Annotated in this window: 14 protein-coding genes; 4 read left to right on the top strand and 10 right to left on the bottom strand. The window is 71.4% G+C overall.

What is annotated here, in order from left to right; genetic code table 11:
• Window positions 1-21: 21 nt before the first annotated feature.
• The 5 genes from ACFY5B_RS32760 to ACFY5B_RS32780 form a co-directional block, all read right to left on the bottom strand.
• Window positions 22-432: a hypothetical protein gene (locus ACFY5B_RS32760; protein WP_389976610.1), complete on the bottom strand. Its 411-nt coding sequence runs from the start codon at window positions 430-432 to the stop codon at window positions 22-24.
• Between the two features lie 28 nt (window positions 433-460).
• Window positions 461-1,105 (bottom strand): hypothetical protein, encoded by a 645-nt coding sequence (locus tag ACFY5B_RS32765; protein WP_389976612.1) that lies wholly within the window; start codon window positions 1,103-1,105, stop codon window positions 461-463.
• 189 nt (window positions 1,106-1,294) lie between these two features.
• Window positions 1,295-1,972 (bottom strand): Crp/Fnr family transcriptional regulator, encoded by a 678-nt coding sequence (locus ACFY5B_RS32770; RefSeq protein WP_389976614.1) that lies wholly within the window; start codon window positions 1,970-1,972, stop codon window positions 1,295-1,297.
• Window positions 1,973-2,175: 203 nt separating this feature from the next.
• Entirely contained in the window at window positions 2,176-4,152 is a 1,977-nt protein-coding gene (locus ACFY5B_RS32775) for an MFS transporter (RefSeq protein ID WP_389976616.1), read from the bottom strand.
• Between the two features lie 162 nt (window positions 4,153-4,314).
• On the bottom strand, window positions 4,315-7,317 hold the full coding sequence (locus tag ACFY5B_RS32780; RefSeq protein ID WP_389976617.1) for a D-alanyl-D-alanine carboxypeptidase: 3,003 nt from the start codon (window positions 7,315-7,317) through the stop codon (window positions 4,315-4,317).
• A 236-nt stretch (window positions 7,318-7,553) separates the two neighbouring features.
• Here ACFY5B_RS32780 and ACFY5B_RS32785 point away from each other — a divergent pair, with 236 nt between their 5' ends.
• From ACFY5B_RS32785 to ACFY5B_RS32795, 3 genes are all read left to right on the top strand, one after another.
• Entirely contained in the window at window positions 7,554-8,309 is a 756-nt protein-coding gene (locus ACFY5B_RS32785) for a GPP34 family phosphoprotein (protein WP_389976620.1), read from the top strand.
• A 250-nt stretch (window positions 8,310-8,559) separates the two neighbouring features.
• Window positions 8,560-9,417 (top strand): helix-turn-helix transcriptional regulator, encoded by an 858-nt coding sequence (locus ACFY5B_RS32790; RefSeq protein WP_107456956.1) that lies wholly within the window; start codon window positions 8,560-8,562, stop codon window positions 9,415-9,417.
• 196 nt (window positions 9,418-9,613) lie between these two features.
• A complete protein-coding gene (locus tag ACFY5B_RS32795; protein WP_389976623.1) occupies window positions 9,614-9,805 on the top strand; it encodes a DUF397 domain-containing protein in 192 nt (63 codons plus the stop codon).
• Window positions 9,806-9,932: 127 nt separating this feature from the next.
• Here the strand turns inward: ACFY5B_RS32795 and ACFY5B_RS32800 are convergent, their stop codons facing one another.
• The 3 genes from ACFY5B_RS32800 to ACFY5B_RS32810 all read right to left on the bottom strand — a co-directional run bounded on the left by ACFY5B_RS32800 (window position 9,933) and on the right by ACFY5B_RS32810 (window position 12,393).
• Entirely contained in the window at window positions 9,933-10,817 is an 885-nt protein-coding gene (locus ACFY5B_RS32800; protein WP_389976626.1) for a MerR family transcriptional regulator, read from the bottom strand.
• 70 nt (window positions 10,818-10,887) lie between these two features.
• Window positions 10,888-11,391, bottom strand: a complete 504-nt coding sequence (locus tag ACFY5B_RS32805; protein ID WP_389976629.1) for a glutathione peroxidase — start codon at window positions 11,389-11,391, stop codon at window positions 10,888-10,890.
• A gap of 9 nt (window positions 11,392-11,400) precedes the next feature.
• Window positions 11,401-12,393 carry an ArsR/SmtB family transcription factor gene (locus ACFY5B_RS32810; protein WP_389976632.1) on the bottom strand — a complete coding sequence of 331 codons (993 nt, stop codon included), beginning with the start codon at window positions 12,391-12,393 and terminating at the stop codon, window positions 11,401-11,403.
• Between the two features lie 112 nt (window positions 12,394-12,505).
• On the opposite strand from ACFY5B_RS32810, the gene ACFY5B_RS32815 reads away from it, so the two are divergent.
• Window positions 12,506-13,711: an MFS transporter gene (locus ACFY5B_RS32815; protein WP_389976635.1), complete on the top strand. Its 1,206-nt coding sequence runs from the start codon at window positions 12,506-12,508 to the stop codon at window positions 13,709-13,711.
• Here the strand turns inward: ACFY5B_RS32815 and ACFY5B_RS32820 are convergent.
• Window positions 13,708-14,187, bottom strand: a complete 480-nt coding sequence (locus tag ACFY5B_RS32820) for a MarR family winged helix-turn-helix transcriptional regulator (protein WP_389976638.1) — start codon at window positions 14,185-14,187, stop codon at window positions 13,708-13,710. The two genes, ACFY5B_RS32815 and ACFY5B_RS32820, sit on opposite strands and share 4 nt — an antisense overlap.
• A gap of 44 nt (window positions 14,188-14,231) precedes the next feature.
• Window positions 14,232-14,927, bottom strand: coding sequence for a hypothetical protein (locus tag ACFY5B_RS32825; RefSeq protein ID WP_389976641.1), 696 nt, complete (start codon window positions 14,925-14,927; stop codon window positions 14,232-14,234).
• Window positions 14,928-15,238 lie beyond the last annotated feature (311 nt).

Consider the following 15,238-nt stretch of genomic DNA (forward strand, 5'->3'; position numbering starts at 1 on the left):
CTGCGCGCCGTCACCGGCGGTTCAGCGGTGATCGACGACGTACAGCTTTCCGGCGTTCAGACCTGTCTGGCTGAACGCCTGACGCTCGGTGTCGGTCAGCGTCACGGTCCGCTTCGCCGTGGGTGGCATGCTCTTCAGCTGATCGAGGGTCTTCAGCTCCTGGATCTGGTAGTCGGAGAGATCGAATGCCGTAGCTTCGTCGCCCTTGAGCCAGAGGATCAGCCTCCTGGCCCCGGTGCGGACCCATGAGAAGCCGGACAACCAGTCGAGAACGCCCTTGAAATACCGTCCGACGGCGTTGACCACCCAGGCGGCTGCCGAACCCAGCGCGGCGAATGTCGCCACCAGCATCTCTTCGATCCGTTCCGAGACCCAGTCGATCGCGTCGTCGAACCAGTCGTCCAACATGTCCAGCACGTCGCTGAATGCCATGACGGCCACTTCCTCCTCACAGGTAGTGTCAGCTGATTTCCCAGGCGCGCGTATCGGCCGACCCGGCTGCCGGCCAAGAGGCGACAGACGTTCCCTGCCAGGGCCCGGCAGCGCTTGCCGACACCTGCTCGACGAGCTGGGGACGCTGATGCGGGGCTTGGTGGTACACGGCGAAAACGGGTTGGTCCTTGGCGCGTTCCTGAATCACCAGCACTCGACCGGGCCCGTAGCCGCGGGCTTCCTCCACCGCATTGCGCAGGGGGGCCGGCAGTCCTGAACGGGGCGTTCGTGCGAGCGCGCGGCTCAGAGCCTGCTCCAGGCCACTTTCCTTCAGGCCGCGACGCATCAGGCCCGTGAAGGTACGTCGCTCATCGGTGTACGTCGGCCGGTGCCGATCGGCATGGGCGGGCTCCGGCAGTTCGATCGTGCTGCTGGTGAGCGGCAGTAGCACGACACAGCGCAGCTTCGACCAGTCGACCGTCCAGGGCAGCACACCCGCCGCCACCCCGTTCTCGTCCGTGAGCGACTCCGGAGACTCGGCGACTCCCCGTCCGCGCTTGTCGACCAGACAGAACCGGAAGGGTGTGCGCGGAGCCAGGCCGTGCAGCCTCACCGTCGTGGTGCCATCCTGCGTGATCTGAACCTGTGCCGAGGTACTGACGTGGTGCTCCATGGTTCTCCCCCCTGGCCGTGCGAAGACGTGCGTGGCCGCATCCACCACGGGAGCAGATGCCGACGGTTCCGTTCGGGGCGAATAGGGTCAAGGGTGCTACAAACGGTGGGTTGTCCATCAAAGAACGGTTGGGTCGCCGACTCCCCGTCCTACTGCGGGATTTGACCAAAAACCTTCGGTGTGCGGGATTCAGGGTGTGCTGCCCGCCGCCTTGCGCAGACCGCTCCAGTCGTGGATCACCACGCGCCGGTAACCGATGGACAGGGTTCCCAGCGACCTGAAGTCCGCGAGTGCCTCGTTCACCGAGCGCTCCGTTGCTCCCACCAACCCCGCTATTTCGCCCTGGTTCAGTCCGACCGCGATCTCCGTCCCTCGTGGTCCCGGCCGGCCCCAGCGCGCGCCGAGGTCGAGCAGGACCCTGGCGAGACGCGCGCGGACGGAGCCGACGTCCTCCAGTCGTCGCTGGATCGAGAACCTGAGCTTCTCGGTCACGCTCCGAGTGACCATGGTTGCTGCGGAAGGACGCCGGGCGAGGAAGCCCAGGAACAGGGGGCCGCCGACGCCCAGCGCCACAACCGCTCCGGTCGCCGTCACCGTGGTCGGACGAGGGCTGCCGTCCAGGACGCCGACCTCGCCGACGAGCTCCCCCTGAGACCGTACGGCGAGAAAGACCAGGTGCCCCTCCTCGCTGATCGCGGTCACCTTCGCAAAGCCGTCCAATAGGACGTAGACCGTGTCCGCGGCTTCGCCCTGGCGCGTGAGGACGCCGCCGGCCTCGAACTGACGTCTGGTACCGAGTGTCAGCAACTGCTGCCGGTCTTCCGGGTTCAGCTGCCCTAACAGGCTCTTCTCGGAAAGGTCGAACATGCCACCACTCCCCCCTGAAGCACACCTGTGCAGCCAGGGAGGAAGAGGTGATCAGGAACGGCCGACGGCCCGCGTTGCCCACCACCCACGCCGTGAGGCCCCCCACCGGCCGGTGTGCGCGGGATATTACCCACTTTTATGGCAGGAACCCCCTTTGCGTGGGCGCCCGCTTCATGGGCACATCTGTCTGGCAGCCGTGGGCTTCAGCGCAGCTCGTCGCGCAGCTCCTCCGGACAGGGCGTGCCCCGGGGGAGTTGGTACGGCGCCGCCAGACGGTACGTCCCGGCCTTCGGGGCCAGCAGCTCCGTCCACTTGTCGCCCTGCGCGTCCTCCTCCGTCTCCGCCAGACAGCCGTTGACGTTCACGTACGTCTTCGGTTCGTCCTCGGGACGGTTCCGGGACTCCTCGGTCTCCTGGGGCGGCTTCAGGCTCTTGCCCTCCGCGTCGACGATGCTCAGCCACGGCGAGTAGGGGATGCGCACCAGGATCCGGCCCGCCTTCTTCACCTGGAGGATCATCTCGCCCTGCTCGGCCCGGTCGACCACCGCGTTCGGCTCGGCCAGCGGGGTCGGCGCGGTCACCTTGAACAGCTGCCAGGTGTCGTTGCCCCAGATCTGCGTCAGATACGGCAGCCCGCGCTGCACCAGCGCCCGCTCCCGCTGCCCCCCGTCACCGTCCGGCTCGCCCTTGGGCAGCACGACGTAGTGCACCGCCCAGCGCTTCAGCCACTCGTGGTAGTTCGCCGAGTTGAGGGTGTCGTCGTAGAAGAGGGGGTTGCGCTCCATGTCGGCCTGGCGGTTCCAGCCGCGGGCCAGGTTGACGTACGGGGCGAGCGCGGAGGCCTCCCGGTGGGAGCGGGCCGGGACGACCTCGACCCGGCCCTTCTCGGCGCCGACCTGCTGCAACTCGTTGACGAGCGGCGCGAGCTCACGCGACCAGGACGCCGCCGGGGCCGTGTGCACGATGTCGTCGACCGTTTTGAAGCCGATCCACACCCCGAAACCGCACAGCGCCACGACGGCGGCGTACCACTTGCGGCTGCGCGGCACCGTGAACGGGAGCGCGGCGACCAGCGCGACCCCGGCGAACAGCATCGCCAGCCGGGTGATGTTCGAACCGATCTGGGAGCTGATCAGCCACACCAGCACGACCCCGAGGCCGTACACCGCGGCCGTGAGCCGGACCGTCTTCCACTCCTGCGGCACCAGCAGGTAGGCGAGGACCGAGAACGCGAGCGGCAGCAGTACCGAGCCGATCACCATCGGCTGCGTGCCCGAGAACGGGAACAGCCACGCCGACACCGCCACCACCGCGGTCGGCGCAAGGCCCAGCGCCCACGCGCCCGGCCGCCGCTTCTGCAGGAACAGCGCCACCGCCACCAGGCCCACGAACAGGCCCGCGACCGGCGACGCCATGGTGGCCAGCGCGGCCAGCGGCGCCGCGCTCAGGGCCTTCGCCCAGCGCTTGTAGCGCCACCGGTAGGGCCAGCAGAACACGACGGCGACCGCGCCGAGCGCGAACATCATGCCGAGACCGAACGTCACCCGCCCGGACACCGCGTTGCAGAACAGCCCGAACACACCCGCCAGCGACGCCCAGAGCGGGTTGAGGACGGACCGGCTGCGCAGCAGGAGCAGGGTGAGCAGACCGGCCGAGACCGTCCCCGCGATCATCATCGTCGTCCGCACGCCGAGCACCGACATCAGATACGGCGACACCACGCTGTACGACACCGGGTGCATCCCGCCGTACCAGGCGAGGTTGTACGCCGAGTCCGGGTGCCGGCCGACGAACTCGGCCCACGCGTCCTGCGCGGCCAGATCGCCGCCACTGTTCGCGAACGTGAAGAACCAGAGGATGTGCAGGGCCGCGGCGAGACCCGTGACGGACAGGACCGGGTGCCGCAGCATGCGCTCACGCAGCGCCAGTACGGGGGCGGGCCACTCGAACCCCGCCTTGCCGGCTACGGGCGCGCTGCCCGCGCTGCCCTCAGACGTGGTGACGTCCGGCGCGTCGGCGTCCCGCGCGGTGGCGTCCGGCGCCGTGGCGGCACGCGCCGTGGAGTTCCGCGCCGTGGCGTCCGGTGCGTTGGCTTCCGGTGCTTCGGGCAGGCGTATTCGCGGGCCTGCTACCGAGCCCGGTTCGGTGTCGTCTGCGCGTGTCGGCTCCGCAGTGGCCACTCGAAGGCACTCCCCGTGTCCCGTCTTCTGTTCTCGGCTTCCGCCGCAGCGCCTGAGCGAGCGGCGACCTGTCCCGATTCGGGACGCTAGCACGCACCCCGCCGGGCGGCGCCCGGACGGGCCGTTACCGGCGGGGTGCGGTGGTGCGGGTCGTACGGCGGGTCAGCCGATGCGCGTGAGCTTGGCCCCGAAGCCCGGCTCCGCCAGGTCCTTCTGGAGGGCGACCGGGACCTTCACGGCGCTGGTGGTGCCGTCACCGACGGTGAGCGTGCCCACCTTCGTGCCGGCCTCGGCCGTGTGCGGCAGGTCGTCCCCGGCGAACGTCAGCTTGACGGACAGGCCCGCCCAGCCGACTGCCGTGACGTCCTTGGTGACGACGACCGGCGTCCGGCCGCCGAGACCGTCGTCGACCTCCCCGACGACGTCGCCCTTCTTCAGGATCGTCGCCGACTCCAGCGCGCCCTGGGCGGCCCGGATCAGCTTGTCGCCCTCGTGCAGCGCGGCGCCCAGGATCGTGTTGTCCGGGCCGCCGGCGGGCTGGCGCACGACCGCGCCGATGATCCGGTGGGTCTCGCCGTCGACGTCCTTCTTGGCCGCGAAGACGAGGTTGCCGAGCGCCGAGGTGGTGGTGCCGGTCTTGATGCCGGTGACGTCGTTGGAGCCGACCAGACGGTTCCAGTTGTCGTGCTTCGTGCCCTTGTAGTCGACGTACGACATCATCGCCACGACCTCGCGGAACGCGGGCTGCTGCATCGCGGCCCTGGCGAGCTTCACCTGGTCCACGGCCGTGGAGACGGTCGTGTTGTTCAGGCCCGACGGGTCGGTGTACGTCGTGTTCTTCATGCCGATGTCCTCGGCGGCGTCGTTCATCTTCTGCACGAACGCCTTCTCGGACCCCGCGTCCCAGCGGGCGAGCAGCCGCGCGATGTTGTTCGCGGACGCGATCAGGATGCTCTCCAGGGCCTCCCGCTCGGTGATCCGGTCGCCCTTGGTGACGTCGACCGTGGACTCCTGGCCGGCGTCGGACTGGTCCTGGGCGGTCTGGTCGATGAGGATCTTCGGGCCGTCCTCACCGCTCTTGAGCGGGTGCTCGCGCAGGATGAGGTAGGCGGTCATGACCTTGGCGACACTCGCGATCGGGACGGGCTTCTGCTCGCCGGAGGACCCGAACGTGCCGATGCCCTGGACGTCCAGCGCGGCCTGGCCGTCGGCGGGCCAGGGGATGTCGACCTTGCCGCCCTCGAAGGTGTAGCTGTCCTTGGCGGTGAGTTCCAGGGTGGGCGCGGGAAGCGGGCGCACGCTCTGCACGACCGCGAAGACGACCACCAGCAGCAGCACCAGCGGCGTCCAGATCTTCACCCGCCGGGCCGCCGTGCGGAGGGGGGTCTCCGGGGGCGGCGGGGTGTTCGTCAGCTCCGCCAGCAGATCCAGCGGCGGCTTGGGCGGCAGCGGCTGCTGCGTGGTCCGCTCGGGGCCGACGGTGGGGACGGGCGCGGTGGCGTCGGCCGGCGCGACCGGCTTCCTGGCCGCCGGGTCGTCCAGCGGCTTGAGCGCGACGAACTTGCTGGTCCGCTCGGCGTCCCGCTCCGGAGCGGCCTTCTTCGGCCCGTCCGTCTTCGCAGCATCCGTCTTCGGGCCGTCCGTCTTCGGAGCACCCGTCTTCGGACCGTCCGTCTTCGGAGCACCCGTCTTCGGGAGGTCCGACTTCGGAAGGTCCTTGGCCGCGCCCCCGAGCTTCAGCATGGTGGTGGGCTGATCGACCGGGGGCCGCAGGACCTTGAAGACGGCGGTGGGCTGGTCGACGGGGGGCTCGGTGGGAGCGCCGTCGCCGTCGCCGTCGCCGGCATCGCCCGCAGCGACGGTGCTGCCGGCGGCCCCGCCGGTCTTCGGGGTTTTGTCGGTGCCGGGCTTGTCCTCGGGAGTTGCGGAGGCTTCGCCGGTCTTCGGGGTCTTGCCGATGCCGGGCTTGTCCTCGGCGGTGCCGTCGGCCGGGGCGTCGTCCTTGACGGCGTCGACATCCGTGGCGGTCTCGGCCCCGGCGGTCTTCGCCTCGGCGGCCTTCGGTGCGGCCCCGGCGTCGGTGGAGACACGCGGGTCGGCGGGTGCGCGGCCCTTGTCGCCGTCCCGCTCGGCAGCGTCGGCGTCGCCGTCGGCCACCTTCGACTCGGCCTCGGCCCCGGAGGCCTTCGACTCGGTGTCGGCCCCGGAGGCCTTCGACTCGGTGTCGGCGTCGGTGACGGTGTCGGCGGCCTCGGGCGCGGTGTCGTCGGTGGACCCAGCCGCCCGCTCGTCCGCGTTCGCCTCTGCGGTGTCCGCGACGTCCGCGTCGTCCCCGTCGTCCGTGGTGACGGAACGGTCCGCCGCGGGCTCGTCGGTGTGGGCCTGGGCCGCCTTGGAGCCCTCGGGGGCCGCCCCTGCGGCCTCCTTGCCGTCCTCGTCGTCCGTGTCGGGGCCCGCGGGCACGCCCGCGTCCCCTCCGGAGCCCTCGGCCCCGTCCTGCCCGCCCCGGGCGTCGGCGTCGGCCTTCCCGGCCTTCTGGGCGTCCGCGTCGGTCTCCTCGGGCTTGGCTGCCTTCTCCGCGCGCTCGGCCCCAGGAGCCTCGTCGTCGGCCTCGGCGGCAGTCTCCTTCTCACCGTCCGCCGACGCGACCCACGCGGCCACGGCATCCCGCAGCCGCCCGTCACTGCCCTCGCCGTCGGAGGAGCCACTGCCCCCGGGCCCCTCGGCGGCCCCGGACGCACCCCGCCCGGCATCGGCGGTCGCGTTCTCGGTGTCCGAGTCGCTCCCGGCCTCCTCCGCGTCCGCAGCACCCGCGGCGCGCCCGGCGTCAGCGGCCGCGTCCTCCACGTCCGAGCCACTCGCAGCGCGCTCGGCGTCCGAGTCACTCGCAGCGCGCTCCGTGTCGGAGTCACTCGCAGCGCTCTCCGCGTCCGAGTCGTTCTCGGGCCGCTCGGAGTTCTCCGGCTCCTGAGCCGTCCGCGTGGACAGCACGCGGGTCGCCGTATCGGCGCCGCCTCGTGCCGAGGACTTCTCCGTGTCCCGGGCCACCGCGAGCCGCGGGTCGGCGGCTTCGCTCCTGGCCTCCGGAACCGGACTCGCGCTCCCCGACGTCCTTCGTGCCGACGACTCGCGCTGCTTCGACCTGTCGGGGGACTCGCCCGCCACCGATGCCTCCTCCTCGCGCCGCTGCTGCCCGCGTGCGCGTACCGAACCGTGAACCGCCGCCCGTGACACCGCCCCGGCGCTGTCCGAACCATGTACCAGTGTCCTGTGTGCGGGCCAAACCCATCCGGTAGACGAGAACGACATACCTACTGGTTCCACTACGAACCGGTCACGCACCCTCGACAGACCAATGTGAGAGGGGTCACCCTGTCTTTCATCCACGCGGGGAGGCATGGATGGGCAGGAGCCGCAGAACACTTCCGGAGGAGCTTCTGCTGCTGGCGTTGGACCCGACCACGGGTACCACCGCACAGCCGCAGTCGCTCGACCTCGGTCTGGCCGGAGCACAGCTAGTAGAGCTGGCGCTGGCCGGACGGATAGCCCCAGACGGGGATCGTATCGCCGTGGTGGCACCACGGCCGACTGGAGACCCAACGTTGGACTGCGCGTTGGAGTTGCTGCGAAGGCGTGGCGCTCCCGTGCGGGCAGTGAACTGGATTGGCGGGCCGCGACTGGGGCTGCGCCAGACCTACCTCTCGCATCTGGAGCGGTGCGGCATGGTGCATGCCGTGGCCGGCCAGATGTGCGGAGTGCTGCCGACGACTCGCTACCAGGCGACGGACACCGAGATCAGCCGGGAGATCAGGTCCCGTCTGGACTCCGCGATCCGCACCGGCGTACCGCCGGACCCGCGGACCGCGGCACTCGCCGCCCTCGCTCACGCGGTCGGCCTCGGCAAGCACCTGTACCCGGGCAACGAGGGACGTTCCTCTCGCTCCCGGCTCAGGGACCTGATCCGGCACGACCCCATGGGCGGTCTCGTCGCGCACGCGGTGATGGACGTCCAGAACGGCGTCGCGGCCCAGCCGCGCCGCAGCCCGGCACCGTCCGGCCGTCAGGCCGCCGGCGGAACCAGGCCCGCAACGGAACCCGCCCGAGGCGTTCCGATGCAACCGCGCCACGGAACCATGGCGCGCGCAGTGGCCCACTGAGCCGCGCGCCGCGCCCGCGAGACCGACGACCGGCACGCACCACGGGACCCACGAACCCGGTCACGGGAGCCGCTGTCCGAGCGGGGCGGAGAGAGCGCACACTCTCTCCGCCCCGCTCGGCGTGTCGTGCCCGAACTGGCGTGTACCCGTCGCATATCCACCGTTTCCCAGCGGTAGTAAGCACCTTGGTGGCAGTCTGCTCAGCAGCAGATACGCAAAGTAGAGGCACGCAGCCGGAGGTGCACGTCCCGTGGCGTCCAATGTCAATCCCACCGTCAGGCGGCGCCGGCTGGGCCAGGAGCTCCGCAGGCTCCGTGAGCTCAAGGGCATGACGGCCGAAGAGGTGGCGGAGCGGCTGCTGGTGTCGCAGTCGAAGATCAGCCGGCTGGAGAACGGCCGGCGCAGCATCAGCCAGCGCGACGTCCGCGACCTGTGCGGGGTCTACGAGGTCGAGGACCAGCGCATCGTCGACTCGCTGATGCAGATGGCCAAGGACTCCCGGCAGCAGGGCTGGTGGCACGCCTTCGGGGACATCCCCTACAGCGTCTACATCGGCCTGGAGACGGACGCCGAGTCGCTGCGGGTCTACGAACCCCAGATCATCACCGGCCTGTTGCAGACCCGCGCGTACGCCGAGGCCATCATCCGCGGCGGTTCGCCCGAGGCGTCGGAGGCCGACAACGACAAGCGCGTGGAGGTGCGGCTGCGCCGGCAGGGCCGGATCACCGCGGACACCGAACCGCTGAGGCTGTGGGTGGTCCTGGACGAGGCGTCCCTGCACCGCATCGTCGGCAGCCGGCCGGTGATGCGCGAACAGCTGGAGCACCTCATCGAGATGTCGCAGCTGCCCCATATCACCGTGCAGGTCCTGCCGTTCGAGGTCGGAGCGCACGCCGGCATCAACGGCCAGTACTCGATCCTGGAGTTCGCCGACGCGGCCGACTCGAGCGTGGTCTACATCGAGGGCGTCACCAGCGACCTGTACCTGGAGAAGCCGCTCGACGTGCAGAAGTACACGGTGATGTACGAGCACCTGCGCGCCCAGTCGCTGAACGTGGACCAGTCCCGGCAGCTCATCGAGCGCGTGGCGAAGGAGTACGCGCGCTGAGACAGAGCCGGAGGATGACCTTCCGTCGGGCAAAGCGCGGGATGCTACCCCCTGACACGCCTGACTGGAAGTCTCCCCTGGAATATGCCATCCGGTCGAGTGAATGACTGCGCCGGACGAGGAGGGTGGCGAGTAGCGTCGATCACGCCAACCACCAGCACGGGTTGGCGTAAACGCAACTCGCAACGGAGCGAACATGGCAATTCGTCTGGGCGCCACGGAGACGTGGACGACCTCCTCCTACACCAACAACAACGGCGCGTGCGTGATGGTCAGGTCGACCGTCGCCGAGGCCTTGGAGCTCGGTGACACCAAGGTCCCCGAGGGCCCCAAGCTCGCGTTTCCCGCCGACGCGTGGCACGCCTTCGTGGACTCGGTCAAGGCCTGACCCCGCGACCGACAGCACCACAAGCACGACCGACAGCACCACAAGCACCACCGACAGAGCCCTCTCGACCAGCATCGCCGTCCTAGCCGAGAGGGCTCCGCTTGTGCCCGGAACCCCGAGCAGGAGATCAGCTCACCGGGAACGCCACGTCACACACCGCGTCCCCGGGGCCCGACGCCTCCCAGTCGGCGAAGTACAGCTCCCGGCAGGGGCCGGTCGCCGTCAGCCCCCGCGCCGCCATCCACTCCTCCACCGCCTCGAACGCGGCCAGGATCTGCGGGTGCGCCACCTGCGCCTTGGTGACCCTGGTGTACGCCAGGCGCCGCGCCGGCTCCACCCGTACCGCCGTCTCCCACGCCCGGCCCCGCCGCTCCGCCCATGCCCGGGCCGCCGCCTCGTCGGCCACCGGCACACACGCCTCAGCGGGGCCGTCGCTCTCCATCGAGACCTCGGCGTGGTAGGCGACGTACGGCACTCCGGCCACGCCCCCGCACTCCCGCGCCGCCGCCTCCAGCCGGCCCAGCGCCGCCCCGATCCACGCCGGCAGCTCGTCCGCCAGCGTGTGCCGCTTCTCGGAGATCACCACCTGGGCGGGCGTCTGAACCGTCTCGACCGTGAACTTCCCGTACATCTCGGAGCTCCTCCCCGACAGTCGTCCACGGAGGTACTCGGCGAGCGTCCGCTGCCCCGCCACCCGCGCCTCGACGTCCGCCCACCAGGCGCCGAGCAGCCCGGCCGCCGAGGGCCCGTCGCCCGCCCCGACCACCTCGGCTATCCGGGCGAGCGGCATGTCCAGCTGCCGCAGCATGGCCACCAGCCGGGCCCGTTCGACCTGGTCGGCACGGTAGTAGCGGTAGCCGGTGACCTCGTCGACGTGCGCAGGGGCCAGCAGGCCCAGCCGGTCGTACAACCGCAGGGCCTTCGCCGACAGACGGGCGCGCGCGGCGAACGCCCCGATGGTGAGCAGCTCCAGGTTCGGTTCCGGTCCGTCCACCACGGCATCCTCCGTCATCGGGCGGCTCTTCCGCCCGATGACGAAGACACTCGGGCCTGCCCCAGGGGCAAGGTCAAACAGTCGCCTGTCAGGCCAGCTGGGCCTCGATGGCCGCCACGACCTCCGCCGAGTCCGGCTCGGTCTGCGGCGAGAAGCGGGCCACGACGCTGCCGTCCCGGCCGATGAGGAACTTCTCGAAGTTCCAGCGGATGTCCCCGCTGTGGCCCTCGGCGTCGGCGAAGCCGGTCAGGCGCTCGTACAGCGGATGCCTGCCCTCGCCGTTCACCTCGACCTTCTCGGTCATCGGGAAGGTCACGCCGTACGTGGCCGAGCAGAACTCGGCGATCTCGTCGGCGCTGCCGGGCTCCTGCCCGAGGAACTGGTTGCAGGGCACGCCGAGGACGCTGAAGCCGCGCGCCGCGTACTGCTCGTGGAGCTTCTCGAGGCCCGTGTACTGCGGGGTCAGGCCGCACTTGGAGGCGACGTTCACCACGAGCACCGCCTTGCCCGCGTACTGGGACAGGTCGGCCGGGCCGCCCTGCAGCGCACCGATCTCGACGTCGAGGGGAGAGGAACCGTTGCTAGTCGTCATGAGCGGATGCTAGCTCCGGCGGGTGTCGGGCCGGTCCCCGGCCTCGGTGGCCTCCACCAGCACCTGCCCCGCCGCCGTCCGCGAGTACAGCACCGACCGGCCCGCCCTCCGCCGCTCCACGAGACCGGCGTCCAGCAGCACCCGCAGATGCCGCCCCACCGAGCCGAGGCCCTGCCCCGTCAGGGCGACCAGCTGGCTGGTGCTCAGCGGCGAGCCGAGCCGGACCAGCACACCGGCGCGGGCGGTGCCGAGCAGCGCGCCGAGGCTCGCGGGCACGGGCCTGCCGCCGGGGTCGGCGAGTGCCCCGGCACACGGATAGACCAGCGCGTACCGGTCCGTGCCCTCCCAGGCGACCCAGCCGATGCGCTGCGTCGTGATCGGCACGAACACCAGCTCGGCGCCGGACAGCTCACGCGGCGGGTATTCGCCGGCGTTCACCTGGAGCCGGTTCTCCCCGAGCCACTGCGTCCCCGGCCGCAGCGTGTCCAGCGCACTCGCCCAGCCACCCCGGCTGACCTGCACGGTCCGAGCGACCACATCGGCTTCGAGGACGCGCCGGCGCTGCGGCCAGTACGGCAGCACGGACGTCGTCCAGACGTACGTCAGAAGGTCCGCGGCGCGCTGGGGAAGATCGCCCCGGTGCAGCCGGGCCGGGACCGGGCCGCGCAGGGAGACGGTGAGGTCGGCGCGGGCCGCATCCGGGTCGGCCGCCCGCACCCGCGCGACGCCCTCCTCGAAGGTCTCCCCCTCACGCGGGGCGGGGGAGAGGAAGTCCGCCGTCCACTCCCGTCCGATCCCGGCGCGGATCAGCTGCGCCGTCACCGGGTCACCCGCCAGCCGCCGTCGATACGCCGGCAGATGCGCGTCGAGCCACCGCCGCTCGCCGGGATGCGCCGCCTCGGCCGCGTGCAGCAGCCGCAGACTCGCGAAGGCCTCGGCGAACGGCGAGATCACGAACCGGCTCCCCGCCAGGGTGTCGGCGTTGATCTGCCACCAGCCCATCGGCCGCCCCCTCCGCGAGCCTCTCCGTGAGCCCCTCCGTGAGGCCTTTCGCGAGGTTTCGCGTCTGCGCGAAACAGTAACCGGGCCGGCAGGCGCGTCGAAGACTCCGCGTATGCGCAGCTACCGCGATCTGTTCCGCACACCCGAGTTCAGTCCGTTCTTCCTGGCCGCCTCGGCACAGACGGTCGCCCAGACCATGGGCGGACTCGCCCTGGGCACCCTCGTCTACCGGGCGACCGAGTCGCCGCTGCTGTCCGCGGTGAGCATGTTCGGCGAGTCGCTGGTGCAGGTCCTGGGCGCGGCCTTCCTGCTCTCCGCCGCCGACCGGCTGCCCCCGCGCGCGGCCCTGACGGTCATGCCCCTGCTCTTCGCCGCGGCCACCGCGGCCCTGGCCCTGCCCGGCCTGCCCCTCTGGGGGATCTTCGCGATCGTCCTCGCCCAAGGACTGGTGAAGTCCGTGGGCGGGGGAGTGCGCTGGGGCCTGCTCAACGAGATCCTCTCCAGGGACGGCTATCTGCTCGGCCGCTCGGTGTTCAACATGATGAGCGGCCTGATGCAGATCGCCGGCTACGCGACCGGCGGTGCCCTGGTGGTCCTGCTGTCCCCACGGTTGTCCTTGCTGGCGGCCGCCGCCCTGTACGTCGTAACGGCCGTCATCGTCCGGCTGGGCCTGACCCGCCGCCCGCCCCGCACGACAGGCCGCCCCTCGGTGGCGGCGACCTGGCGCGCCAACGCGCTGCTCTGGTCCTCCCCGCCCCGCCGCCAGGTCTATCTGGCCCTGTGGATCCCCAACGGCCTGGTCGTCGGCTGCGAATCCCTCTACGTCTCCTACGCCCCCGACTCCGCCGGCATCCTCTTCGCCTGCGCCGCGCTGGGCATGCTCGCCGGGGACGTGCTGGTCGGCCGTGTGCTCCCACCGCGCCTTCGCCGCCGCCTGGGCTTCCCGCTCCTGCTGCTCCTGGCCGTCCCGTACGTGCCGTTCCTCCTGCACCCGGCGCTGCCGCTCGCGGCGGCCGCGGTCACGCTGGCCTCCATGGGGTTCGGCGCGAGCCTCGTGCAGCAGGAACGACTGGTGGCCCTCACTCCCGACGGGCTCACGGGCCACTCCCTGGGGCTGCACTCGGCGGGGATGCTCACGACGCAGGGGGTGGCGGCCGCGCTCGCCGGGTCGGTGGCCCAACTGGCCTCCCCGGCCACGGCGATGACAGTGATGGCCGTGGCATCGGCGGGAGTGACGTTGCTGCTGATGAGCGCGGGGAGGCGGGAGGAGCCCAGGGCGGTCGAAGTCCGCCGGTCGGCCGGCGACGCGATCCGCTAGTCGACGCCGGAGAACGGGACCTTCGTGATCTCCGCGAACACCTCGGGGACCTCGTTGTCCACCACGACCCGTGACAGCAGGACGGCCAGCCGGTCCCGCTCGGCGCCGCTCAGCCCGGACGGCAGGGCCTCCACACGACGGCAGGTCTCGGCGTAGAACTTCCCGGCGAGCGCGGCGCCTTCGTCCGTGAGTCCTACCCGCACGGCCCGTCCGTCGCGCGGGTCGGCCTCCCGCCGTACCAGCCCTCGCCGTACCGTCCGGTCCACCAGCCCGGTCAGACTCGACTTCGCCAGCCCGAGCGTCTCGCCCAACTCGCTCATGCCGTACGGCCGGTCCAGCAGCACGCACAGCAACTGTCCCTGCTGCGGCGTCAGTCCGTACGCCCGGCCGGCCTCCGCGTACACACCGTCGACCAGGAACGCCGTGCGCACCAGCGCGGCGACGACCCCCACCTGCCCGGCTGCCCCGTTCCCCATCGGGTCAGGGTACCGACCGGTAGGTCGCCGTGCAGGGCTGCGGGTCACTCCTCGTCCGGGGCCTCACCCTCGATGAGGCGTTCGGCGATGTCGTCGGCCCACTCCTGGGCCCAGCGGCGCAGCTCGGCGACAGAAGTGGCGTCGATGCCGTGGACGGTGAACGCCCTGTCGTCGAGCCAGTCCATGCCGGTCAGCCGGGCCTGGAGGTCGGTGAGGTCGAACGTGTCGGGAGCGTGGCGGCGGCCCAGCTCCTCGAGTTCGGGGTGGCTCCAGCGGGCCGAGGCGGCGTGCACGTCGACCAGGTCGCGTGCGAGTCCACGGTCGGCCAGGTCCCGCACCCGGGTGCCGACGAGGTCGTCGAGGGCGAGCGCCGGCCCGAGCTCCGTCGCCACGGGCGGGCGCCACAGCACCTCCTTGCGCAGGGCGACCTCGCACTCCGCGCCGCTCGGTGCGTCGGTCACGAGGAACTGGGCGGACAGCGGCCCGGCCTCCAGGGTCTGCACGAGCCAGCCGCGTCCGACCAGCCCGCTCCGGACGGCGTCAGCGACGACCTCCGTCGCGGCCGGGTGCTCGGTGGCCACGTCCACGTCCCGCCCGGCCCGCTCCACCAGCCCGTGCGCCAGCACCGCGTAGCTCCCGGCGAGCACGAGGGAGTAGCCCTCACCCACCACCACCAGATCACCGAGCAGCCGCCCGACGGGCTCGGCAACGGACTCGGAGACGGGGAGAGGGGCGGGCATGCACTGATTATCGCGTGGGGAAGGTGGACCGCTGAGGCGACCGGCCCGGACGGGTGACGGACGGGCCCGGTCCGACTCAGGGGCGCGGGGAACTGCGCGACGAGCGTGATGGTGCCTGGCCCGGGGTGGGTGAGGGACGGGACTGGTCCGACTCAGGGGCGCGGGGAACTGCGCGACGAGCGTGATGGTGCCTTGGCCCGGGGTGGTTGAGGGATGGGACTGGTCCGACTCAGGGGCGCGGGGAACTGCGCGACGAGCGTGATGGTGCCTTGGCCCGGGGTGGTTGAGGGACGGGGCCGGTCCGACTCAGG

The sequence above is a fragment of the Streptomyces sp. NPDC013187 genome, from assembly GCF_042899705.1.
Lineage (GTDB): Bacteria > Actinomycetota > Actinomycetes > Streptomycetales > Streptomycetaceae > Streptomyces > Streptomyces hawaiiensis_A.